The sequence below is a fragment of the Nonlabens xiamenensis genome (genome assembly GCF_003865345.1).
GTDB classification, from domain to species: Bacteria; Bacteroidota; Bacteroidia; order Flavobacteriales; family Flavobacteriaceae; genus Nonlabens; species Nonlabens xiamenensis.
Genome location: NZ_RMVE01000005.1, coordinates 200,337 through 223,518 on the forward strand (window position 1 = coordinate 200,337; position 23,182 = coordinate 223,518).

Consider the following 23,182-nt stretch of genomic DNA (forward strand, 5'->3'; position numbering starts at 1 on the left):
ACTTAGGCGTTTTTCTGGATCAGCTCGTTTGCCAAGCTCAAATAATTTTCAGATCCCTTGCTAGCGGCGTCATAGTTAATTATACTCTCTCCATAGGAAGGCGCCTCACTCAAACGCACATTACGTTGAATGATTGTTTTAAAAGTCAGTCCTTCAAAATGCTGATTGACCTCTTCTACTACCTGATTAGAAAGTCGGAGCCTGCTATCATACATAGTCAATAGCAATCCTTCTATATCCAAATCAGGGTTATGGATTTTTTGAACACTCTTGATCGTATTCAGCAGTTTGCCCAGTCCTTCCAGTGCAAAATATTCACATTGTATAGGAATCAAAACAGAATCACTTGCCGTCAAAGCGTTTAATGTCAATAAGCCCAGTGAAGGGGCACAGTCGATAATGACATAATCGTATTGTTCTTTGATGGTTCCCAGGGCCTTTTTCAACATATACTCCCTGTTTTCCATATCCACGAGTTCTATTTCAATGGCCACCAGATCAATATGAGCAGGTATAATATCCACATTAGGGGAGTCGGTTTCAATGACCAATTCCTCTGCGCCGACACTATGTTCCAGCAATTGATAAGTACCCTGTTCTACTGTTTCAACATCATGGCCCAATCCTGAAGTAGCATTGGCTTGAGGGTCGGCGTCGATCAATAGAACCTTTTTCTCTAGCACACCAAGGGAAGCAGCTAGGTTGACCGCGGTAGTAGTCTTACCCACACCGCCTTTTTGATTAGCTATGGCTATAATTTTACCCATAAATAGATGATCGATTTAAGCTGCTAAAGTAATTATTTTAGCTGGTAATTGAATGCTATTCATCCAATAGCTTGCCAACAATTGTGAATATAGACTGTCTATTGGGTGGTATTCCTTTGATTCTTAGTCTTAGATACACATGAGCATTGACCATCCATTCATCTGGAATGATGAAACCTGTGTATATTGTTTGCATGAAACAAATATTGATCATTGGTCATCAATGGCCTGAACCTCAAAGTACGGCTGCTGGTACTCGCATACTACAATTATTGCAACTGTTGGATCCCATGAATAATACAATTCATTTTGCGACTGCGGCGGTAAGTAATGAGTATTCTGCAAAGCTTGCTGATATGGGGATTACAGAAAAGCAAATCAAACTCAATGATGACAGTTTTGATGAGTATATTAAAATGCTCCAGCCAGATGTGGTGATTTTTGATCGTTTCGTAACGGAAGAGCACTACGGATGGCGTGTGGTTCAGACTTGCCCAAATGCAATCACGATATTGGATACGGAAGACCTGCATTTTTTGAGGGAAGCCAGAAGGACAGCCTTGGCCAAACAGATAAATTGGTCTGATACCCTCTTATTTACCGATTTGGCTCAAAGAGAAATTACATCCATATTAAGGTGTGATTACAGTTTGATTATTTCTGAAATGGAAATGGAGCTGTTGCAAAACATATTTGAAATATCGGAGGAAAAACTGGTCTATATCCCATTTCTAATTGATACTAGCAGTGATATTTTTGATCGGGAATTGCGAACTTATGAGGATAGAAAGCATTTTATGATGATTGGCAATGAGATGCATGCGCCCAATCGAGATGCTGTTATTTATACCAAAAATGTCATCTGGCCGCTGATCAGACGGCAGTTGCCTCAGGCAGAATTACATGTTTACGGTAGTTATCAAAGTCAAAAGACGCAACAATTTCACAATCCCAAAACGGGTTTTTTGATCAAAGGACGCGCAGAGGAAGCAATAAACACCATGTCAAATTATAGACTGCTATTGGCACCTTTGCGATTTGGAGCTGGATTGAAGGGGAAGATTTTTGACGCTTTACAAGCCGGTACTCCAGTCGCGATGACTGCTATCGCTGCCGAGGCAATGTTCGACAAAAGCGTTTATGGCTTCGTGGAAGAAGATCCCGAAGCCTTTGTTGATCAAGCCGTAAAATTATACCAATATGAGAATGATTGGTACAACATACATACGACCAACCATAACATACTCCGAGAGCGATTTGAGATCAGTTCGTTCAAGCCTCAACTGCTAGCTGTGATCAAGGCTAAAAAAAAGCTTGCGACCCCACCTACGAATCTGTCCACGTTCAAGGAAAAGATGTTGGTGGATAGCTCTAGAGCCAGCTTTAAATATATGAGTCGCTGGATTACATTGAAGAATCAGTGAAGTTTAAAATGCCCGTGTAAGATTTGGATTTCAGAAGGCTAAACTCATTTCGTTCTAAAAATCAGAATTTTCATCCTGAGGTGTCCTGTGCACTTCATCGATAATGGGTTTTAAAAACTTATGAATTGACTTTCCCTAATTAAAAACTTTACCATAGTTAAATCAAAACCCTTGATATTGCTGTGTTGCTCGATAAATTACAATGGTAGAAACAACCCAAAATCGATCAAATACCATGATTTTTAAAAAATTAAAAAAATGTTAATTAACAATCCCTATTGAAAATCAGCGGTTTATACTATGCGTGCATAGTATTATTATTCCATGCATAGCAAATCTCTTGGATCAATTAAGGTGTACTTGTATTCTTGTGACACTCATTTATAAGATTTTACACATGACTATAAATTTACACTTGAACCGTTTTTCAATTTTCTTCTTGGCCTGTATGACAGGTATAATTTCGTTTGCTCAGGTTACCATCTATAATGCAAATTTTTCTAATACCGCAGGTGACAACGCATGGACAACTTCTCACACCCGAGGATCAAATTGGTTGATAGGTCAAACTGCTTATCATACTGGTAATAGCAGTGGTGATTATTTATTTACATCTAAGTCTAGTGGAAGATATCAGCGTAACACGCTCTCGGCAGTTATAAGTCCTACCATTGATCTTACAGGATATGAGCGTATGACTTTTTCCATCGATTTGGATCATGAAATTCGCAATGCATATGATGGCTTTAATATTGCATTTTCCAATGACAATGGAGTTACCTGGTATACATTAGGTAAACAGAATGATGAGGCTACAAATTGGTATAATACAGGCCAATTGACAGGTACAACGGCCATGGGTTTCGGGAATTGGTCGTATGATAGAAATTGGTACACCGCCAGTATTGATTTGCCCTCTCAGGGATTTGATGATAGATCAGGTATTCGATTCAAGGTTGAATTTTATTCAAATGATTCTAACACCAATGATGTAGGAGTAGCTTTTGATAATGTGGTTATTACTGGATACCCTAAGGTAACTAAAGTTTATCCTGACTGTGGTTTAGGTATTGGTCAAAATCTCGAACTCTGGTTAAATACACGTACACTCACCGGATTGAGCGATGGAGATCCTATTGATATGTGGGCTAATATTTCTTCCATCGGAAACCCAACAATTGATACTGGAGCCACCAGTGCCATAGCTAGCGGTACTGATCGTCCTATCTATTATGACAATCCTACAAACAATGTAAACTTTAATCCTGTGGTTTCATTTGATGGTACAAAATCTATGTTTGGAAAGTCTGGATTTTATAACCGAGACATTTTTATCGTAATCAATCCTACCTTAACCATTAGCGCATCTAGGCCAACTGAAGATGTATTTTTGGGTGATGACTATACGACTGTCGCTGGATCGCAGGATGTGACTGGAATATCCATTAATGATACTTCCGCGAGATACGGTCCATATCCTGATATCGCTGCTTATAATCAAGGTTCTCAGACTGCCTATGGTCGTGCCATCATACATCCAACACTGGTATATGATCGACCTGTTATTTTCAATGCAAGATTGAATGCAGCAGGTGATGGTATGGATTTGTACCTGGATGGTGTTGACCTTGGACTTACCTTAGATCCTAGCTTGATGCAGGAAGCTAATGCTTCTACCTTTACTGATATTCTCAATTCGAGATACTGGTTGGGGAGATCAGAATATTTTGGTTCTAGTTTTACTGGAGATATCATGGAGATCATGTCCTTTTCTGAGCGTAAATCAAATGCTGATCGCACACGTTTAGAATCTTATCTTGCCGTAAAATACGGGATTACCCTTGGATTGTTCCCAGTACCTGCCTTAAGTCTACCTCACGTACCGGGTACGTATTATGATTCTGATGCCAATCCACTTTGGAATGCTGTAACGGATAACGGATTTACTTATAATGTAGCTGGAATTGGTTACGATGACTGTTCATTATTGAACCAGAAACAAGCCAAAAGCGTTGATCCGTTCACATTTATTACAGTAGGATTAGGTGATATTTATGATACCAATAGTGCCAACCCCAACAGCTTTCAAGACAGTGGTGACTTCCTGATGTGGGGTAGTACGTTATCTACCTTGACCGCCTTACCAAATCCATTAGAGGTCACTTTAGGTCCAAGTCTAGTGACCACCTTTACTGAGGTTACTGAACGTACCTGGAAATTCAAAGAAATTTCTCAAGTAGGTAACGATATTCCAGAAGTTAAACTTTCTGTTTCTACTGCTGGGTTGAGTTCGCTACCAGCCTTGGTCGGTAACGATGCCTATGTGATGATCGTGGCTGACGATGAAAACTTTACCACGGGAATTGAAACCGTATTTTTAAAAACTGTTGGTACCAATCAAGAGGCTTATTTTGATTTTGATGGGACTAAATTTGTCAAGTTTGGTGTAGCCCATGAAGTCATTGCCTCAAAAGATATTGATTTTGATGGGACTAATGATTATGTCGCTATTAATGACGAAATCGAATTTGCTGGAGACTATTCTGTTTCTGCATGGATCAATATTGAAGGCAATAACAGCACAAATACCAACAGAACCATTGTAAGTAATCGCGGAGGTGCCAACGATGGTTTCCAATTCTATATTGACGCTACCAATAATGTAGTGATGCAACACAATAACACGGATGCATTGATTAGTAATACTTCATTATCTAACGATGTGTGGCGTTATGTCACTTTTACTTATGATGCTTCTTCTGGCGAGGGGGCAATGTATATAGATGGCGTTCTGGACCGAACCAGCACTATGCCTAATCCCATACTCAACGACGAGAGCTTCTGTATTGGTTCCAGATTTGTTGATAAAACCAATATTACGGACAACTTCCGTGGTCATCTGGATGAGATCCGACTCTTTAATACTGTGCTTACGGTACCTCAAATCCGATTCATGATGAATCAGGAATTGAACAAGGTGGGAGTCTCAGGTATTGCAGGAGCAGTGATCCCGCAATCCGTTACAAAAAACGATATTTCTGCATTAGATTGGACCAATCTGGAAGCTTATTTTAATATGAATACCTATATAGGTACGCATTTGAATGACGCTTCAGGAAATGGCCACCGTGGTAGTTTGATCCAGCCGGATAACTTTAATATTCAAGAGCAGACAGCACCACTGCCTTATGTAAGTCAAGCCGATGGCGATTGGAATACTGCTGGTGCATGGAAAGATGGTACTCAAATGTTTGTTCCAGGTTCAGTTAGAAATATTAACGGCACCAATTATGATATTGACTGGAATATTGCTGTAATCGAAGATGAAGTTATCGTCGATGACAAAAATCATACTTTGTTAGGTCTAGAAGTTGTAAATGGAGCCTTGCTGAATGTAGGCGGAGACATAGGAATCACCGTGACTCATAGCTTGCACCTGGATGGAACCATAGATTTGAAGGGAGAAAGCCAATTGGTGCAGAATGAAGACAGTGACCTTATTTCTTCTACTACTGGAAATATTGAAGTTGACCAACAGGGAACTTCAGATTTATATAACTATAATTATTGGTCATCACCCGTAAGCATAGTCAGTAATTCAACCAATAATAATGGTTTCAGTGTTCGCGAGGTTCTTAAAGATGGAACAGATGTAGATAATGTCAGGGATCTTAACTTTACGGCCTATGGCGTGTATAATGGAGCTCCAGGAAATGCATCAAACGCAGCTACAGTATCTAGCCGATGGATCTATACCTATGGTAACCTGCTCAGTGGAAGTTATGCCAACTGGGAATATTCAGGTCCTGATGGTTTCCATTCACCCGCAGAAGGATGGACGATGAAGGGTACAGGCGCCAGTACAACAGAACAGAATTATACCTTTGTTGGTAAGCCAAACAATGGAGATATTTCGTTACCGATTGATGATGGTAATGACTACCTCACCGGTAACCCTTATCCAAGTGCACTGGACATTCACCAATTTATCAGTGATAATCCAGACCTTGATGGAACACTATATTTCTGGGAACATTGGGGTGGTAACTCACACGTCTATCGTGAGTATCAGGGAGGCTATGCTACTTATAACCTGTCTGGAGGTTTGGGTAACGCTACCATCGGAACTTCTCACCCAGATGTCAATCAAGGCGGTATTGCTACCAAAGTACCAGGTCGATATGTGCCTGTAGGTCAAGGATTCTTTGTTGTCGGAATCTATGATGGTGGAAGTATTAACTTCAACAATTCTCAACGAATCTTTGAAAAAGAATCTGGCGGTCAGAGTTTATTTGTCAGAGCACCAGGAAGTACTGGGCAGGTGAGTGCTTATGATTTGATCAACACACCTCAGGACCCACGTAGGAAAATCCGATTAGGCTTTGATTCGCCTAGTGTGATTCACAGACAACTACTAGTAACTGAAGATATTGCAGCTACCACTGGTGTGGACAGAGGATATGATGCCTTATTGTTGGATGAGAACAGGGATGACATGTCTTGGGATATCAGTGGAGAGAAATATGCTATACAAGGAATCGACCAGATCGATGCCTACACTGAGCTACCACTTATTATCAAAATGGGCAGCAACGGCAGCTTTGATATCAAATTGGATGGCTTGTCCAATGTGGATAACACACAGAAAATCTTTTTGAAAGATGCTGTCTTGAACACTTATACCGATTTAATGCAGGGAACTTATACTAGTCCGCAATTGACGCCAGGAAGATATCAAGGTAGGTTCTCCATCGTATTTGATAACCCTTCTACCTTGGGAACTGGAGATGAGTTGATTGACGAAAATAGTCTCATCGTATTTACTCCGGCAGATACAGACGAAATACGCATCAGAACTACGAATGAAGTTCGCATCGAACAAGTAAGTCTGTACAATATGCTGGGCCAACTGGTACAGTCGTGGGATGTAACAGAGCAGGCAGGTACCATCATTGTGGATGCCTATGGCGTCGCTTCTGGAAACTACATTGTCATAATGCAGGCCGGATCCGATACCTACACCCGTAAGATCATTATGGATTAAATAAAATTGATCCAAAACCTTTAAAACCACTGTCAGTAACGACAGTGGTTTTTTTGTCGCCAGATATGATGCAGATGCTTAAGGCTGCACTTACCAAATCTTAATGGATGACTATAAAAAAGCCCAATGGACTTAACCATTGGGTTTATATATTCAGTTTCGGCATTACAACTAAGCAGGCATTGCGATTTCCAATTCTACTTCTTTTTGACCTCTCAGGATATCTTTCATAGTTTCTCTTTCTCTGATCAGGTGTGCTTCTCCCTGGTACCAGAGCACTTCTGCCGGACGATACCTGGAGTTGTAATTACTGGCCATCGAAAAGCAATAAGCTCCTGCGTTGGAAAAAGCTAGAATGTCACCTTCTGTAATCTCGGCAATTTGACGGTTGTTAGCAAAGGTGTCCGTCTCACAGATATAACCTACTACGCTGTAAAAACGCTTTCTCCCTTCGGAGTTGGAAATATTTTCAATACCGTGATAGGAACCATATAACATTGGTCTGATCAAATGATTAAACCCAGAATCAACTCCGGCAAAGACCGTAGAAGTGGTTTGCTTCACCACATTAACTTGAGCAAGGAAGTAACCCGCCTCGCTCACCAAGAACTTACCAGGCTCAAAAGCCATAGTGATATCTCTCCCGTAATCTTTGCAGAACTTGTTGAATCGATCGCTTAACTGATCTCCCAGATCTTCAATGTCTGTAGCCACATCTCCTTCTTTGTAGGCAACCTTAAATCCGCTACCGAAGTCTATAAATTCCAGATCCTTGAACTTGGCCGCGGTTTCAAATAGGATCTCCGTAGCATACAGAAATACCCCAATGTCCAAGATATCACTCCCAGTATGCATATGCACACCATTGACCCGCATTCCTGTATTCTCCACAATACGTAAAATGTGGGGAATCTGGTGAATGGAAATACCAAATTTACTATCGATATGGCCTACAGAAATGTTAGCATTTCCACCAGCCATCACATGCGGATTGATACGCACGCAGACCGGTATTTCAGGATGCTTGGATCCAAATTGTTCTAAAATAGAGAGATTATCAATATTGATTTGAACACCTTTGGTAGCTACTTTTTCAATTTCCTCCAAAGACACACCATTGGGTGTAAAGATGATCTTTTTGGGATCTACTCCCGCAGCCAGACCCAATTCAACCTCCTGTAGACTCACGGTATCGAGTCCAGCGCCTAGCTGTTTAAACAGTTTCAAGATGGACAGGTTGGAAAGTGCTTTTACAGCATAATGGATGCGCAGGTTTTTCGCTTTCGCGAAAGCGGATACCAGACGTTCATACTGCGACACAATGGTCTCTCCATTGTAGACATAGACCGGACTACCGTGTTCCTGGGCTATGTTCAATAAATCTTGATTGTTCATGATTAAAAATTAAGCCTACAAAAGTAGTAGAGCACAGGGAAGAAATGTGAATAAAATGATAAAATTTTAGGCTACAACTATTTTGGGTAGGAATAAAGGATGTTTAATGGTGTTCAGCCGTGGTCATGAATTGTCTAAAACCAAGACAATCCATGGAAATCAACTTCTCTTTACTTATTTTTGCTGTACTTAAATTGAACTTAAAGAACATTTATGAACCTTCACGAATATCAAGGAAAAGAAATACTTGCGAGTTACGGTGTAACGGTACAACGAGGTAAAATAGCAACCACTCCTGAAGAGGCGGTTGAAGCGGCCAAAGCCCTGACCGAAGAAACAGGTACAGGATGGCATGTGATCAAAGCACAGGTACACGCCGGTGGCCGTGGTAAAGGAGGCGGTGTGAAACTTGCCAAAAACCTTGACGATGTGAAGTCCATTTCCAATGACATTATAGGGATGCAACTGGTAACTCCTCAAACAAGCGCAGAAGGTAAAAAAGTACATCAAGTACTGGTAGCCGAAGACGTATATGAGCCAGGAGAAGTAGAAACGGAAGAATTCTATATGTCTGTTCTATTGGATAGAGCCCAAGGTAAAAACATGATCATGTATTCCACTGAAGGTGGGATGGATATTGAAACCGTGGCTGAAGAAACGCCACACTTGATCTTTACCGAGACCATCGATCCAGCACACGGCCTCCAGGCATTTCAAGCCAGACGTATTGCCTTTAATTTAGGCTTGAGCGGAAAGGCTTTTAAGGAAATGACCAAATTTGTAAACGCGCTGTACAATGCTTACCTAGGATCTGATTCGGCTTTATTTGAAATTAATCCAGTATTGAAAGCCAGTGATGAGCGCATTATTGCCGTAGATTGTAAGATTACTTTGGATGAAAATGCCTTGTTCCGTCACAAAGACCTGGCTGAGCTGAGAGATACACGTGAAGAAAATCCAACTGAGGTAGAAGCCAAAGCTGTAGGGCTGAACTACGTGGATCTCGATGGTAACGTAGGTTGTATGGTAAACGGTGCTGGTTTGGCCATGGCCACCATGGATTTGATCAAACAAGCAGGTGGTGAGCCAGCCAACTTCCTGGATGTAGGAGGGACAGCCGATGCCAAACGTGTAGAAGAAGCTTTCCGCATTATTTTAAAAGATGAGGCCGTAGAAGCTATTCTTGTGAATATCTTCGGCGGAATCGTACGTTGTGACCGTGTAGCCCAAGGGATTGTAGATGCCTACAAAAACATGGGTGATGCCATCAAAGTGCCTATTATCGTTAGACTTCAAGGAACCAATGCTGAAATCGCCAAGGAACTGATCGACAACTCAGGTCTAGATGTGCAAAGTGCAGTTGAATTCCAAGAGGCCGCTGATAAAGTACAAGCGGTACTCGCTTAATCTTTATTCAATATTTAATTATAAAAAGATCCCCTGGCCAGACCTGGGGATTTTTTTTACCCTTAATTGAAATACAAGCCCGATGAAATATCTTTTTTTGATGAGTGTCCTGCTCTGTGCAATGCCTCTCAACGCCCAGCAACTAACTGGCCCGGAACTTCTGGAGCAGGCAATCGCATATCACGATCCGAATGGAAGTTGGCCAACATTCATCGCTAACTTTGAAGTGACCATGACCAGTCCGGGTCGTTCAGATCGAGTGAGCCAGCTGGACATTAATCTACCAGGAGAGTCCTTTGAATTAATTGCTGTCAGAGACAGTCTGTTAACCGAATATAGAATTTCCCCCAACGATGCCTCTGTAGTCAAAATCAATTTAAAAAGCCCGGATTCAAGTATCCAAATCACCGATCAAGATCGTAAACGCATTTTCCTTATGCGAGATTATTATACTTATCTCTATGGTTTACCGATGAAACTGAAGGATCCCGGAACCCAAATCACTGAGAAGGTTGTCAGAAGGAGCTTTAAAGGAAAAAGCTATGACGTATTGGAGGTTTCGTATGAAAAGGAAGTCGGTTCAGATCTTTGGTATTTTTATTTTGATCCTAAGTCCCATCGTATGGAAATTTATCAGTTTTTTAAACGAGACCAAGATGGCCAACCCATTCCAGATTCTGGGGAATATATCCTGTTGTCAGAGGAAAGTAAGATCGGCGGTATCAATATGCCGAAAATCAGAAAGTGGTACTACAATAAGAATGATGCCTTTTTGGGAACTGATTCCATCACCAGAGAATAGGTGATAATTTCTTAACCTTCATGTAAGCAACCTTTGGTGGAATTTGCATCTACTAAAAAACTTACCTAATGATCAGATTTACTTTATTGCTTCTAATGATTTTAATTTGCTCTTGTGAAGCGCGACTGGAGGATGATATCAGAGCAAGTTTCAGCACGCGACTGTTAGATATTAATGGCGACCCAGTCCAAGGAGCGCAAGTTACTGCAGCCAACTACAATTACGTTAGAACAATATCTGGAAGTAGGCTTCACAAATTCAGTATTGATGATGATTTTATTTTAGGTGAAGGTATCACCGACGACAATGGAGAGGTTTCTTTTTTGATGCTGGTGGATGGTGGTTGTTACATCAATTTTACTGAATCTGATCGCCTGAACAACCTATTTATTCCCAGAAGCCAACTAGAAAACAATCTCGCAGTTCAGATTCCTGAAATCAGACTCAAACAACTTGCCAATGTACAGGTAGAATTTGTCAATACCTCTGGAACTAACCAGATTTTTACCACAGATTTTAAGTTGGAATCTGTTTATTGTAATCGCGTATATATCGATGGAGAGGTTATTACAGATCCAGGTTGTGAAGAGCCTTTAAATCGATCTAATTTTTTCAATCAAAGTACCGATGATGGCTTATTCGAATTTGAAGTCCTATTTCCATCAGTTATTGAAGTGAGCTATACCAGTCCTAGTGGAGTCGAAATGACCCAGAGTTTTGCTGTTACCCAAACCAACCAACGTTATGAAATTCAATATTAGATACCTATTGTTTCTTCTGACAATGGGTTGGGCAGTCATTAGCAACGCCCAAGTAAAGGATTCCATTGATGTTGCAGACGAACCATTCAGGCTTGTAGCTTTCGATATATATCTTCAACGAGGATTTCCCACTGGAGATAATTTTGTGGGTAATGGTTTTGAACCAGGTATTGGATTTGGAAGCCGCATTCAGTTTTATGTGTATAAAGATATATATGTTGGTGGTGCGTTGACGCAAGACTATTTTGATGTAAAAAACCCCGCGGCAACTGGACTTTTTGACCGCACGACAAAATTCAACGCCTATCTGTATGCTGGATATGATTATAAGCTGAATGATATATGGCGTGTTCAAGCGGACCTGGGCTATGGTTATAGCCAAAATAAAAATAGGCTCGATTCAGGCAATGGAGGAGGGAAGTTCAGGGATGCTGGAAACGTACTGCGATTGACAACAAATCTGGAATACGAGTTTACCGAAGGCGTTTCTGTAGTGCTTACCCCCAGTTATGAAAAAGTCTTTTATGACATCAGAGTGCCACAAGCCCGAGAGCAACAGTTCGCTTCAGGTGATTACCTCAATATCGGACTAGGGGTCAGGTTCAACTGGTATGATTTCAATAACCGGGAGATTAAAGCCGTTGATAAGAGTCTAGAAGAGCTCCAGTCCATGGATGAGGATGAAATGACGATCAAGGAAAAAAGAGCCTTATTTTTCCTGGAGAAAAAAGAACGTCGCCGTCAACGCCGTGAAGCCAGACGAGGAGGCTGACATCCATCCAAATGTATTCCTATTGGATTTTCAAACTTCGATGCTTGATATCCAAGTTGGAGCCAAAAAGGGCTTATTCCTGTAATAAGGTCAGGATATCTATGGCAGCCTGGCTGATTTTGGTTCCCGGACCGAACACAGCTGCAACTCCTGCATCGAATAGAAATTCGTAATCCTTTCTGGGAATCACACCACCAACGATGATCATGATATCTTCACGACCGTATTTTTTGAGTTCTTCCATGACTTGTGGTACCAGTGTTTTGTGACCTGCCGCCAGCGAGGAGACGCCGAGTACGTGCACATCATTTTCAACTGCTTGCTTGGCGGCCTCGGCTGGGGTTTGAAACAGCGGACCAATGTCCACATCAAAACCAACATCAGCATATCCAGTAGCCACCACTTTAGCGCCGCGATCATGACCGTCTTGGCCCATTTTGGCGATCATAATACGTGGTCTTCTTCCTTCCATTTCGGCAAAATCATGTGCCATTTGTTGCGCTTTCGCGAAAGCGGAATCATTCATCATTTCCTTTTTATATACACCTTGGACACTTTTGACCTCTGCGCGATAACGCCCATAGACTTCTTCCAACGCAGAAGAGATCTCGCCTAATGTAGCTCTTTCCTGTGCGGCAATTACCGCCTTTTCCAGTAAATTTCCTTCCTTGGTGCGGGCACATTCTGTCAAGGCCCTAAGGGCATTTTCAACAGCAGAATTGTTGCGTTTAGCTTTGATTTGTTCCAGCCGCTCAATTTGCTCACGACGCACACTGGCATTATCTACTTCCAGGGTGTCAATCAGGTCTTCATCTGGGCTAGGGTATTTATTTACACCCACGATCACGTCTATACCAGAGTCAATTCGTGCCTGTTTTTTGGCAGCGGCTTCTTCAATACGCATCTTGGGTATTCCAGCCTCGATAGCTTTGGTCATTCCTCCTAGTTCTTCCACTTCCTGGATCAATTCCCAAGCCTTATGTGCAATCTGATCAGTAAGAGATTCTACATAATAGGAACCAGCCCAAGGGTCAACAGTTTTAGTGATACCAGTTTCTTCCTGTAAGAATAATTGCGTGTTTCTAGCAATGCGCGCGCTGAAGTCTGTAGGAAGTGCGATGGCCTCATCCAAGGCATTGGTATGTAAAGATTGCGTCCCACCAAAAGCAGCAGCTGCCGCCTCAATACAGGTACGGGCCACATTGTTGAAGGGGTCTTGTTCTGTCAGTGACCATCCACTGGTTTGACAATGTGTTCTTAAGGCCAGCGATTTTGCGTTTTTTGGGTTGAATTGCTTGATCAGTTTGGCCCAGAGCATCCTGGCGGCCCGCATTTTGGCAATCTCCATGAAGTGGTTCATACCTATGGCCCAGAAAAAGGACAATCTTGGAGCAAAACTGTCAATGTCCATTCCTGCTTCAAGCCCCTTGCGTACATATTCAAGTCCATCAGCCAAGGTGTAGGCCAATTCGATATCGCTGGTGGCTCCCGCCTCGTACATGTGATAACCTGAAATAGAAATACTGTTGAATTTGGGCATGGACTTACTCGTGTATTCAAAAATATCTGAGATGATCTGCATGCTAGGGGTGGGCGGGTAGATGTAAGTATTGCGCACCATAAACTCCTTGAGGATATCGTTTTGTATGGTTCCACTTAATTGTTGTGGATTTACGCCCTGTTCCATGGCTGCAACGATATAAAAAGCCATGATGGGCAACACAGCACCGTTCATGGTCATAGATACCGACATCTGATCCAAGGGAATGGAATCAAACAAGATCTTCATGTCTTCAACGCTATCGATGGCTACACCAGCCTTTCCGACATCGCCTATTACACGCTCGTGATCTGAATCATATCCTCTGTGGGTGGCCAAGTCAAAAGCTACTGACAGTCCTTTTTGTCCCGCTGCCAGATTCCTGCGGTAAAAAGCATTGGATTCGGTCGCACTGGAAAAACCAGCATATTGTCTTACTGTCCACGGGCGGCGCACGTACATGGTAGAGTAAGGTCCACGTAGGTTTGGTGCTATACCGGCAGCAAAATCAAGGTGTTCTAATCCCGATATATCTTCTTGGGTATATACTTTTTTGATCTTGATCCCTTCAGAAGTCTCAAAACTTTCAGCCGCAGATGTTTGTTTCCCAAAATCATAATCTGCCTTGATATTGGATATATCCTTTCTACTCATGACGATAGTTCTTTTATGGTATCCTTTTCCAGAGATTCAGTGATCCTATGGGGAACGATGGGTTCAATCAATGTCTTACGCGGTTCTATTTTTTTAAATGGAAGAATTTCGTAGTTGGCTTGCAAGGGCAGGTCTGGATTGGGATACTTATTAGCGCCCACCAGTATTTTTTTTCCATCTTTAAAGTCGGCTAGCTCCTGTTGGGCACTTTCCTTGATTTTTCTTTGGATGGTACCTTCAAAAAGTGACTGTACAATTCCGCCAGCTTTTTCTATGTTTTTAAAGATCTCTAACGCTTGTTCTACCAATTGCTGAGTGATGCGTTCAATGTAATAGGCGCCTTGTGCAGCATTTCCTATTTCGTTGAGATAGGCTTCATCTTTTAAAATGCACAATTGATTGCGGGCGATACGGTCCCCAAATTCATTTTCTTTATTGAAAAAACTATCGTAAGGTAGATTGCAAATTGTGTCGGCTCCTCCCAGGATGGCGCTCATGCATTCTGTTGTCGTGCGCAACATATTGACGTTGTAGTCAAACAAACTTTTGTTGCGTAGGCTAGGGGTGGCGGTGATATAACATTGTAGGTCCAGACCGTACAGATTTCCAAGGGATTTGGTGAGAACGCGATAGGCTCTGTATTTAGCGATTTCAAAAAAGTAGTGGTGGCCAATTCTTGTATCGATGTTGATGCGTTTGTTCGCTTTCGCGAAAGCGGGAAGTGCACCTTCCTGATCCAGATGGTTCAAGTATTCATTCAGTTGAGCGGTAAAATAAGACAGCTCCTGCGTGATATTTGCACCAGCTTGCTGATAAGTGCTGGTATTGATAGTGATGTTAGAAAAATATCCCTGATAATTACCCAGAAAGTTTCTCCATAACTGATGATCCTGATCCTTATTGGTAAACCAGTTCCCGTCTGTGACCAGCTGATGGATGATATCTATATGTACATAGGCTTTTGGGCAGATATCATGGATCTTATTGAAGTAATCCAGGTCCAAAAAGTGTGGGTGTATTTGGATACCTACTTCGGGCAAACCTTTCAATAACTCTGACGGATCAATGTTTTTGTGGGGTATTTCTAAGATGACGCCTTCTGCACCACGTTCCAGTACATCCAAGGCCTTTTTACGCGCTGCGTGGGCATTACCCGCATATATACGTTGTGAAATGTACCAATCCTGAGTTTGGGTTGCACTGAATGGTATGTTGGTCACTGGTGTAGACTCCCGGTGATAGAAAGGCTTGATATGAATGTTTTCGCGGGTAGCGGTGATCAGGTTATTGTAGTCTGCACCTTTCAGGTCGTATTGGATTTTTTGTTTCCATGCTGCGGCTGATACCGGCTCAAAATCTGAAAATAAATTATCAGTCATTTTCCTCATTTTTAACGGAATCTGGATGTTGGATGATGTAAACTTCTTCGTTTTCGCGTTTCATTAAATAGCGTTCGCGCGCAAATTTTTCCAAACCCAAACTATCATTAAGTCTAGCGATACGTGCGCTGTCCCTGGCGATGCCCCGCATATAAAACTCGGCATTTTGTTCACTTTCCCTCAATTGTTGATCGATGTCGCGTTGGGTAGTAAGCCAGGCATTGGCATCTAGAAATAAGATCCAGACCGCAAAAAGCACCAGGATAATGACATATTTGTTCAGGGCATATTTCCAAAAAGGATGTGTCCTCAATCGTTTGATTCCCATAAATCGAAATTTAAACAATTATGACAACCTCTGATCTATAATTCCTCTTAAGATTTTAACACCTACAGTGTTGAATCGGTTAGTAGGGATAATTACATCTGCATAAGCCTTGGTAGGTTCGATAAATTGCTGATGCATTGGTTTTAGGGTAGTTTGATAACGTTCAAGTACTTCGTTCAAATCTCTGCCACGATCAGCAATATCTCTCTTCAAACGACGTATAAGCCGTTCATCACTATCACAGTCTATATATACCTTAATGTCAAACAGATTCCTAATGCGAGGCATGGTCAAGATTAATATTCCCTCTACGATCACCACCTTGCTGGGAGCAGTTTTAATGGTTTCTCCAGTGCGGTTATGTTCTTTAAAACTATACACTGGTTGGTCGATGGCATTCCCTTTCTTTAATTCCAGCAAGTGTTGTTCGAGCAAATCAAAATCAATACTCTCTGGGTGGTCAAAGTTGATTTTTGTACGTTCTTCATAAGTAAGATCGCTGGTATCTTTGTAGTAGGAATCCTGGGAAATGACGTTGACTTCATGGTCAGGGTACTCGTGTACCATTTGTTCGACTACGGTAGTTTTGCCACTTCCGGTACCTCCTGCAATGCCCAATATCAACATATCAATCTAATTGTTTTTGCAAAAATACGGTTTTGGGTCGGTATTCACATGGGAGGTAAGCTAACTAATCAACGTCTTTTTCTGCTTATATTTTATAGAAAACTTGGCCAGCGGATGATGTAATTAGTATCATTTAAAGCCTAATTTTACACAAAAAGCATATGTCTGTACAAATTGAAGCCAGCTGGAAAGAGATATTAAGAGAGGAATTTAGTCAAGAGTATTTTGATCAGTTGATTGATTTTATAAAGTATGAATATGCCAATGGCACCTGTTACCCGCCTGGTAAGAAAATCTTTGCGGCCTTTGATCGCACCCCTTTTGAGCAGGTCAAAGTAGTCATCATCGGGCAGGATCCTTATCATGGACCTGGACAGGCCAATGGGTTATGCTTTTCTGTTGCTGATGGAATTCCACATCCCCCTTCATTGGTCAACATATTTAAGGAGATAAGCAAGGACCTATCCCAGCCTTATCCTCAATCCGGCAACCTGGAACGTTGGGCCGATCAAGGTGTACTCTTGCTGAATACCGTGCTTACCGTAAGGGGAGGTTTGGCAGGAAGTCATCAAAAGAAAGGTTGGGAGCGATTTACGGATGCCGTGATCAAGAAGATTTCTGACGAACGCAGTAAAGTCGTGTTTATGTTATGGGGTGGATTTGCCAAAGGGAAGTCAAAATTAATAGATTCCAAGCGCCACTTCATTTTGGAATCGGGTCATCCATCGCCCTTAAGTGCTAATCGAGGGTATTGGTTTGGAAATCAACATTTTTCCCGTGCCAACAGATATTTGCAAGAAAATGGAATGCAACCCATAGCGTGGTAGGCACTGCCTTTGATGGCCGCTATAAAACTTATTATTTCCTTAGGAAGCCTTCTACAATACTTAAATTATATTGCAATTAAATATTGTCAGAAAATTATGAAATTCTTTTTTCGATTTGTTTCAGTTTATTTTTAATCGGCATATGTAGTTGTCAGGAGTCCAAAGAACAGGTGCCTGCAGTTGTTTTAGCCAATTTCCAGAAAAAGTATCCAGGAGAAAATGATCCAGATTTCAAACAGGATGATCACGGGTACTGGGAGGCCCATTTCAAAATTGATGGAGAGCGCTATCGGGCAGATTACAATGCTGATGGAAGTTGGGTAGAGACCGAGAACGATATCAAGTATAAAAATTTACCCAAAGCTATTCAACTAGCCATTGAACGCGAATTTCCCGACAGAGAAATTTCAGAAGTAGAGCATGTGATGAGCGCATCTAAAGGCGAATTTTATGACGTGGAATTCAAACAAAAAGGGAAAAACATGGATGTGGAGTACCGCGCCGATGGTTCCAAAGTTTAAGACCATTCAATCACTGGTAAACTCACCTTGAACTCTGTCCATTTGCCTAATTCAGAGCTGACAGAGATTTTCCCATTCATATGTTCTAATAGTCTTGCCACAGTAGCCAATCCAATACCTGTACCTTGTTTGCCGTGCTTGTCGTGCTCAGAAGCGACATAAAACAGTTTAAACACCTGATCAATCTTATCGGGCGCAATGCCTTGTCCATTATCTTTAACAGATATTTCGTAATGTGTATCTGTCTGCTCCAAACTGATCTGTATCAAGGTTTTTTCTTTGTCAGAATACTTAATTGCGTTTGTGACCAGATTTACCATGACCTGTTGTAAGGCTATTTCATTGGTAATAATGGAAGTTTCCTGAGTAGGTCGATAGATTACTTGGATCTGATCCTCCAACACTGTCATAGCTATGACATCTTCAATTAAGTCGATATAACTTACTTCATCATATTCTTCCGTGACCATTTCGTCACTTCTATAGAACATCAGCATTCCGTCAATATAGCGATTCAGGCTGGCTGAACTCTGTTTTAAATGGGAAAGGTATCCCTTGCCTTTCTCGCTTAGCCCGCTTTCTGTATCATTCAATAAATCGGCCACCATCATGATATTGGAAAGTGGGGCTTTCAGGTCGTGAGTAACAATTCCAGCAAAAACCTTTAGCTCTTGATTTCTCTCATGCAACTGTCGTTGTGTTTTCAGCAGGACCATGTTCTGGTAGCGTTGTTCAAAAAGTTGCATCACTTGTTTGGCCATTGCCTTTAGTGAATCTATCTGATTGTCGTTGAGGGTTCTGGGCTCATGGTCATAGACACATAATGTACCTAATTTATAGCCATTTTGATCAACCAAAGGAACACCAGCATAAAAAATGGTAGCAAAGTCTTCAATCAGCGGATTGTCCTTAAAACGCTCGTCCTCTCGAGCATCCTCTACAATAACGATGTCTTCTTCACTGGCAATCGTGTGCCCGCAAAAAGAAATATCTCTGGGAGACTCCCTTAAATCTCTGGTACCGTGACCAGATTTAATAAAGTTCCTTTCACGGTCCATGAGGGTAATCAGTGCAATAGGAGCATTGCAGATAGAAGCCACGATAGACGTAATGTTGTCGTAACTTTCTTCAGGCATGGTATCCAGTAAATCGTATTTCTGGACCGCCTCAAGGCGTTTAGATTCATTCTGTGGAACAGGTGCAGGAATCATAGGAGAATTTCTGAAACAAATAAAGTTCAAAATCCAGGGCATGAACGAATTATTTTGTCATTTTTAACATTACTGGAATAGGTTACCGAGAACCTTTAAAAAATAGAATCACTCCTTGATAATTGTTAAAAGATTGAGTGATGCCTTATACTCATCGATTTTTTAATTAATATTATCATTAATTACGCTAAAATCAATCAATATGGGAGTTCTAGAGATTCTTGAAATCATCATTAAACTTTTTATTGCCGGAAGTATTGTCAACGTTTGGGTTTTCAACAAGGACGATGTCTCGCGCTGGCGTGGAGGAAACGCCGATACCCTGGAGGACGAATTTGGTCTTTATGGCCTTTCAAAGACCACCATGTATATTGTGGGTACAATCAAGGTGTTACTGGCAGCATTGCTGATTATGTCGATTCTTCTTCCCATCGTAGAATGGCCGGCAGCTATAGGTATGGGGATTATGATGCTGGGAGCGATCTATATGCATATCAGTGTTGGAGATGACTTTATCAAATCTGCACCTGCAGGATTGTTTCTTATTCTTTGTTTTGTGATTATTGCGATACCCAGCCCAGCTGATATCGTAGACGTGTTATTATGATGATCACCTACGGACGTCATATCTTGCTTCTCAAATCTCTCTATTTGTAAGGTGAACCATTGAACTTTCAGTAGTTTTGCAGCTTAAAATCGGGTTGTAATGAAGAAGGATGCTCACTTATTGACATTGGATAAAGAAGAAATGCGCAGCTATGGCTATAAAGTCATTGATGCCATTGTAGAGCATTTTGACCAACAGGACACTAAAAGTCCAGTAGCTCTTGCCAGTCGAAAAGAAATGGATGCCTTATTTCAAGAAGAGATTCCCCTTCTTCCCACGGCACCAGATGAAGTATTACGCAAAGTTGTGCAAGACGTCTTACCACATTCCAATATTGTCTCTCACCCCAAATCCTATTCTTTTGTGCCTGGTCCCAGTAATTATATAAGTGTAATGGCTGATACGCTTGCTACCGGGTACAATATCTTTTCTGGCGGTTGGGCTGCCTCACCAGCTGCAGCCGAACTGGAGATCGTAACGATGAACTGGTTACTGAAGCTTTTTGGTTTTCCCAAGAAAAAAGGAGGTGGTATTTTTACTAGTGGTGGTTCAATGGCTAACCTCACCGCATTGGTTACAGCCAGAAGAATTAAATGTGGGGCCGACTTCTCCAAAGCCGTTATTTATATGTCGGATCAGGCTCATTCATCCAATGTAAAAGCCATTAGGGTGATTGGTTTTAAAAAAGAGCAAATCAGGATTATCCCTACCGACGGCGAATTCAAAATTGCGATCAATAAATTACAAAATGCTATCGCTAGGGATCGGCTTTCTGGGCTTCAGCCATTTTGTATCATCGCTTCAGCAGGTACCACCAACACAGGAACTGTTGATCCATTAAATGACATCAGTGAGATTTGTAGGGCAGAGGATCTTTGGTTTCATATTGACGGAGCCTACGGCGGTGCTGCTATTCTTTCAAAAAAAGGTAAGAAACAACTCAAGGGCATCAATAAAGCTGATTCCCTTACTATTGACCCCCACAAATGGTTATACCAACCCTATGAAATGGGGTGCTTATTGGTGCGCAATCACAAATGGCTCCGTGATACTTTTGTAGAGCGACCCGAATATCTGCGTGACATAGAAGGCAATACTTCTGAAATTAATTTTTACGATCATGGTATCCAATTAACTAGAAGATTTAGAGCTTTAAAATTCTACATGTCTATAAAGACTTTTGGTTTGGACGCTTTCGCGAAAGCGGTGACTTATAACATCAAAATCGCTGAAGACCTGGAAGCTCATCTTCGTGGTAGTTCAATGTGGGAAGTGGTTTCCCCAGCTACTTTGGCAGTCATCAATTTCAGGTGTAATCCCATCGATAAGGACTATAACGAAGACCAATTGGATCAACTTAATCAAGAGGTTTCTAGAAGAGTCATAGCATCCAAGGAAGCGTTACTGGTTACTACAGTGTTGATGAAGCAGGTAGTTTTACGCATGTGTTTGATTAATCCGCGCACCACCTTCAATCACGTCGAGGAAACCTTAAGCAGCTGTGAATATCACGCCCGCCAAATCATTGAGGAAGGATTTTAGGCCTTCTCGATAAGTTGGGGTAACTGCACGACAATTGTGGTCCCAGAGGCTTTACTCGTGATAAATGATATGCTACCACCGTGCAATTCTGCAATCATTTTTGCAATATAAGTACCTAGTCCTGTTCCTTGTTCCTTACCAGAACTGGTGTATTTTTCAAAAAAAGTATCTTGTATATCTACAGGAATCATTCCTTGGTTATGGACTTTGACTTCTAATCGGTTTTTAGAAGATTCTAAATAAATATCCACGGTCTCTTTTTCAGGAGAGGCTTCAATGGCGTTACTCAATAGGTTTTGGAAAAGATGTTGGATATAGAACTCATCTCCTTTAAACAAAATTTCATGATCGGTAGGATCAATCTGCTGACCATCGATATGCACATTGATATCTACCTGGCGCAAATTGATAAGATCTTTCAAATCACCTGTTTCATTCACAATGATGCTGACGAGATCAAATTCAGAAATTTTAGGCTGGTACTCACCGCGTTCCATTTTGGCATAGTCTTTAGCGCTGCTGAGGAGTCTTAACGTATCATTCCCAATATTCTTGAGCATATTTACCCACTTCAATTGATCAGGTGATAACTTTGTTTCCTTAAGGATTTCTGCAATGGAAACCATGGAACTGATACGGTTACGCATATCGTGTTCAGCCAACCTGTTTGCAATATCCTGGGTTTTGATCTTGTTTTCTAGAATTTCAATGGTTGTTGCCAGTCGCTTGATGGTTTCTTCCATTTCTTGGGCCTTGACCACCAAGGTCATTTTGCGACGCTCGTCCTGATCTTTGTCGTAGAGGTATGCCGCATTGGTAATAATCTCAAAGAATTCACCCTGCTTGCTTTTAACCGTCCACTTGCCCTTGAGCTCATATTTGTTATCCAAAAACTCATCATGAAGTCTAGTCAATTCCTGCTGGCTCGCTGCCGGAACTACGGTCGTAAAGCTTTTTCCAATTAGCTCATTTCTTGTATAACCATAAATATCACAGTAAGTCGCATTGACATCAGTAAAAATGCCATTTTCATTAGTGACGCAAATGCCCAGTGGCATGTGTTCAAATACCTGATAAGATAATTCCTGATGGTTCTCAAAGGTACTTTTAATGATCTTTAGATCTTCTTCTGTTTTTTGCTGCTTTTGTGGATCCATTCAAATATATCGTTGGGTGCAGGACGCAAATCTTATATTGTTGGAGTAATTCCAATTCTTGCAGATTGTCAAACGTATTCGAAAGAATGTCTGTAAGTCAAAGGTCTGGCTGCCTTACAAAGATAATATCTGGCGCTATTTCAGTTGCCTTTCAAAATGTTAATGTGAGTAATCAACTAGGTTAGCCTGTGAAAAAGCTATGATTGAAGGCCAAATTTAATCAGTACCAAGAGAACTATAAAGCTAATAAAGCCCAGCAGAATCCAAACAACACCTTTATAATTGCGTTGATGCAATTTTTTGTCCTTCCTGTACATCAAGGCGACAATAACCACAAAAGCAATAAAAAAGATAAGGGCAAAACCAATTTGACCTTCGGTGAACATGGGATCCTTAATTAATGCTATTGCCATCCTA

20 protein-coding genes are annotated in these 23,182 nt (G+C 41.4%); 10 read left to right on the forward strand and 10 right to left on the reverse strand.

Annotation, left to right across the window (positions count from 1 at the left end):
- Positions 1 to 2 precede the first annotated feature (2 nt).
- Positions 3 to 767: a ParA family protein gene (locus tag EGM47_RS13625; protein WP_124981382.1), complete on the reverse strand. Its 765-nt coding sequence runs from the start codon at positions 765 to 767 to the stop codon at positions 3 to 5.
- A 55-nt stretch (positions 768 to 822) separates the two neighbouring features.
- Positions 823 to 963, reverse strand: a complete 141-nt coding sequence (locus EGM47_RS16360; protein ID WP_164510899.1) for a hypothetical protein — start codon at positions 961 to 963, stop codon at positions 823 to 825.
- Between EGM47_RS16360 and EGM47_RS13630 the strand changes: the two genes are divergently transcribed.
- Positions 962 to 2,191 (forward strand): glycosyltransferase, encoded by a 1,230-nt coding sequence (locus EGM47_RS13630; protein ID WP_164510900.1) that lies wholly within the window; start codon positions 962 to 964, stop codon positions 2,189 to 2,191. The two genes, EGM47_RS16360 and EGM47_RS13630, sit on opposite strands and share 2 nt — an antisense overlap.
- Positions 2,192 to 2,588: 397 nt before the next feature.
- A complete protein-coding gene (locus EGM47_RS13635; protein WP_124981384.1) occupies positions 2,589 to 7,235 on the forward strand; it encodes a LamG-like jellyroll fold domain-containing protein in 4,647 nt (1,548 codons plus the stop codon).
- Positions 7,236 to 7,406: 171 nt separating this feature from the next.
- Here EGM47_RS13635 and lysA read toward each other — a convergent pair whose 3' ends face one another.
- Positions 7,407 to 8,630, reverse strand: a complete 1,224-nt coding sequence (gene lysA / locus EGM47_RS13640) for a diaminopimelate decarboxylase (protein ID WP_124981385.1) — start codon at positions 8,628 to 8,630, stop codon at positions 7,407 to 7,409.
- A gap of 213 nt (positions 8,631 to 8,843) precedes the next feature.
- On the opposite strand from lysA, the gene sucC reads away from it, so the two are divergent.
- From sucC to EGM47_RS13660, 4 genes are all read left to right on the forward strand, one after another.
- Positions 8,844 to 10,037 carry an ADP-forming succinate--CoA ligase subunit beta gene (gene sucC / locus EGM47_RS13645; RefSeq protein WP_124981386.1) on the forward strand — a complete coding sequence of 398 codons (1,194 nt, stop codon included), beginning with the start codon at positions 8,844 to 8,846 and terminating at the stop codon, positions 10,035 to 10,037.
- A gap of 82 nt (positions 10,038 to 10,119) precedes the next feature.
- Positions 10,120 to 10,839 carry a DUF6503 family protein gene (locus EGM47_RS13650; protein WP_124981387.1) on the forward strand — a complete coding sequence of 240 codons (720 nt, stop codon included), beginning with the start codon at positions 10,120 to 10,122 and terminating at the stop codon, positions 10,837 to 10,839.
- Between the two features lie 68 nt (positions 10,840 to 10,907).
- Complete coding sequence (locus tag EGM47_RS13655; protein ID WP_124981388.1) at positions 10,908 to 11,600, forward strand: hypothetical protein; 693 nt, start codon at positions 10,908 to 10,910, stop codon at positions 11,598 to 11,600.
- Positions 11,584 to 12,372 (forward strand): autotransporter domain-containing protein, encoded by a 789-nt coding sequence (locus tag EGM47_RS13660; RefSeq protein WP_124981389.1) that lies wholly within the window; start codon positions 11,584 to 11,586, stop codon positions 12,370 to 12,372. Before EGM47_RS13655 ends, EGM47_RS13660 begins: the two co-directional genes overlap by 17 nt.
- A 73-nt stretch (positions 12,373 to 12,445) precedes the next feature.
- Here the strand turns inward: EGM47_RS13660 and scpA are convergent, their stop codons facing one another.
- From scpA to udk, 4 genes are read right to left on the reverse strand one after another with little or no spacing between them, the layout of a single operon-like run.
- The gene (scpA, locus tag EGM47_RS13665) at positions 12,446 to 14,566 is read right to left on the reverse strand and encodes a methylmalonyl-CoA mutase (RefSeq protein WP_124981390.1); all 2,121 of its coding nucleotides are present in this window, start codon (positions 14,564 to 14,566) and stop codon (positions 12,446 to 12,448) included.
- The gene (locus tag EGM47_RS13670) at positions 14,563 to 15,945 is read right to left on the reverse strand and encodes a methylmalonyl-CoA mutase subunit beta (RefSeq protein WP_124981391.1); all 1,383 of its coding nucleotides are present in this window, start codon (positions 15,943 to 15,945) and stop codon (positions 14,563 to 14,565) included. Before EGM47_RS13670 ends, scpA begins: the two co-directional genes overlap by 4 nt.
- Positions 15,938 to 16,273 carry an FtsB family cell division protein gene (locus EGM47_RS13675; protein WP_124981392.1) on the reverse strand — a complete coding sequence of 112 codons (336 nt, stop codon included), beginning with the start codon at positions 16,271 to 16,273 and terminating at the stop codon, positions 15,938 to 15,940. The genes EGM47_RS13670 and EGM47_RS13675 overlap by 8 nt, the downstream gene beginning before the upstream one ends.
- A gap of 18 nt (positions 16,274 to 16,291) precedes the next feature.
- A complete protein-coding gene (gene udk / locus EGM47_RS13680; protein WP_124981393.1) occupies positions 16,292 to 16,900 on the reverse strand; it encodes a uridine kinase in 609 nt (202 codons plus the stop codon).
- A 161-nt stretch (positions 16,901 to 17,061) separates the two neighbouring features.
- On the opposite strand from udk, the gene ung reads away from it, so the two are divergent.
- Positions 17,062 to 17,727: a uracil-DNA glycosylase gene (gene ung / locus EGM47_RS13685; RefSeq protein ID WP_124981394.1), complete on the forward strand. Its 666-nt coding sequence runs from the start codon at positions 17,062 to 17,064 to the stop codon at positions 17,725 to 17,727.
- Between the two features lie 83 nt (positions 17,728 to 17,810).
- Positions 17,811 to 18,248, forward strand: a complete 438-nt coding sequence (locus tag EGM47_RS13690) for a PepSY-like domain-containing protein (protein ID WP_240642481.1) — start codon at positions 17,811 to 17,813, stop codon at positions 18,246 to 18,248.
- Here EGM47_RS13690 and EGM47_RS13695 read toward each other — a convergent pair.
- Positions 18,245 to 19,501: a GAF domain-containing sensor histidine kinase gene (locus EGM47_RS13695; RefSeq protein ID WP_240642482.1), complete on the reverse strand. Its 1,257-nt coding sequence runs from the start codon at positions 19,499 to 19,501 to the stop codon at positions 18,245 to 18,247. The two genes, EGM47_RS13690 and EGM47_RS13695, sit on opposite strands and share 4 nt — an antisense overlap.
- A gap of 160 nt (positions 19,502 to 19,661) precedes the next feature.
- On the opposite strand from EGM47_RS13695, the gene EGM47_RS13700 reads away from it, so the two are divergent.
- A complete protein-coding gene (locus EGM47_RS13700) occupies positions 19,662 to 20,066 on the forward strand; it encodes a DoxX family protein (protein ID WP_124981395.1) in 405 nt (134 codons plus the stop codon).
- A gap of 99 nt (positions 20,067 to 20,165) precedes the next feature.
- On the forward strand, positions 20,166 to 21,608 hold the full coding sequence (locus EGM47_RS13705; protein ID WP_124981396.1) for a pyridoxal phosphate-dependent decarboxylase family protein: 1,443 nt from the start codon (positions 20,166 to 20,168) through the stop codon (positions 21,606 to 21,608).
- Here the strand turns inward: EGM47_RS13705 and EGM47_RS13710 are convergent.
- Complete coding sequence (locus EGM47_RS13710) at positions 21,605 to 22,765, reverse strand: PAS domain-containing sensor histidine kinase (RefSeq protein ID WP_124981397.1); 1,161 nt, start codon at positions 22,763 to 22,765, stop codon at positions 21,605 to 21,607. The genes EGM47_RS13705 and EGM47_RS13710 overlap by 4 nt on opposite strands.
- 197 nt (positions 22,766 to 22,962) lie before the next feature.
- Positions 22,963 to 23,178 carry a hypothetical protein gene (locus tag EGM47_RS13715; RefSeq protein ID WP_317126903.1) on the reverse strand — a complete coding sequence of 72 codons (216 nt, stop codon included), beginning with the start codon at positions 23,176 to 23,178 and terminating at the stop codon, positions 22,963 to 22,965.
- Between the last annotated feature and the right edge of the window lie 4 nt (positions 23,179 to 23,182).

Bases quoted from the DNA above. Each gene is read 5' to 3' on its own strand.
- EGM47_RS13625 (WP_124981382.1), bottom strand. From the start codon at position 767: ATGGGTAAAATTATAGCCATAGCTAATCAAAAAGGCGGTGTGGGTAAG.
- EGM47_RS13630 (WP_164510900.1), top strand. From the start codon at position 962: ATGAAACAAATATTGATCATTGGTCATCAATGGCCTGAACCTCAAAGT.
- EGM47_RS16360 (WP_164510899.1), bottom strand. From the start codon at position 963: ATGCAAACAATATACACAGGTTTCATCATTCCAGATGAATGGATGGTC.
- EGM47_RS13635 (WP_124981384.1), top strand. From the start codon at position 2,589: ATGACTATAAATTTACACTTGAACCGTTTTTCAATTTTCTTCTTGGCC.
- lysA (WP_124981385.1), bottom strand. From the start codon at position 8,630: ATGAACAATCAAGATTTATTGAACATAGCCCAGGAACACGGTAGTCCG.
- sucC (WP_124981386.1), top strand. From the start codon at position 8,844: ATGAACCTTCACGAATATCAAGGAAAAGAAATACTTGCGAGTTACGGT.
- EGM47_RS13650 (WP_124981387.1), top strand. From the start codon at position 10,120: ATGAAATATCTTTTTTTGATGAGTGTCCTGCTCTGTGCAATGCCTCTC.
- EGM47_RS13655 (WP_124981388.1), top strand. From the start codon at position 10,908: ATGATCAGATTTACTTTATTGCTTCTAATGATTTTAATTTGCTCTTGT.
- EGM47_RS13660 (WP_124981389.1), top strand. From the start codon at position 11,584: ATGAAATTCAATATTAGATACCTATTGTTTCTTCTGACAATGGGTTGG.
- scpA (WP_124981390.1), bottom strand. From the start codon at position 14,566: ATGAGTAGAAAGGATATATCCAATATCAAGGCAGATTATGATTTTGGG.
- EGM47_RS13670 (WP_124981391.1), bottom strand. From the start codon at position 15,945: ATGACTGATAATTTATTTTCAGATTTTGAGCCGGTATCAGCCGCAGCA.
- EGM47_RS13675 (WP_124981392.1), bottom strand. From the start codon at position 16,273: ATGGGAATCAAACGATTGAGGACACATCCTTTTTGGAAATATGCCCTG.
- udk (WP_124981393.1), bottom strand. From the start codon at position 16,900: ATGTTGATATTGGGCATTGCAGGAGGTACCGGAAGTGGCAAAACTACC.
- ung (WP_124981394.1), top strand. From the start codon at position 17,062: ATGTCTGTACAAATTGAAGCCAGCTGGAAAGAGATATTAAGAGAGGAA.
- EGM47_RS13695 (WP_240642482.1), bottom strand. From the start codon at position 19,501: ATGCCCTGGATTTTGAACTTTATTTGTTTCAGAAATTCTCCTATGATT.
- EGM47_RS13700 (WP_124981395.1), top strand. From the start codon at position 19,662: ATGGGAGTTCTAGAGATTCTTGAAATCATCATTAAACTTTTTATTGCC.
- EGM47_RS13705 (WP_124981396.1), top strand. From the start codon at position 20,166: ATGAAGAAGGATGCTCACTTATTGACATTGGATAAAGAAGAAATGCGC.
- EGM47_RS13710 (WP_124981397.1), bottom strand. From the start codon at position 22,765: ATGGATCCACAAAAGCAGCAAAAAACAGAAGAAGATCTAAAGATCATT.
- EGM47_RS13715 (WP_317126903.1), bottom strand. From the start codon at position 23,178: ATGGCAATAGCATTAATTAAGGATCCCATGTTCACCGAAGGTCAAATT.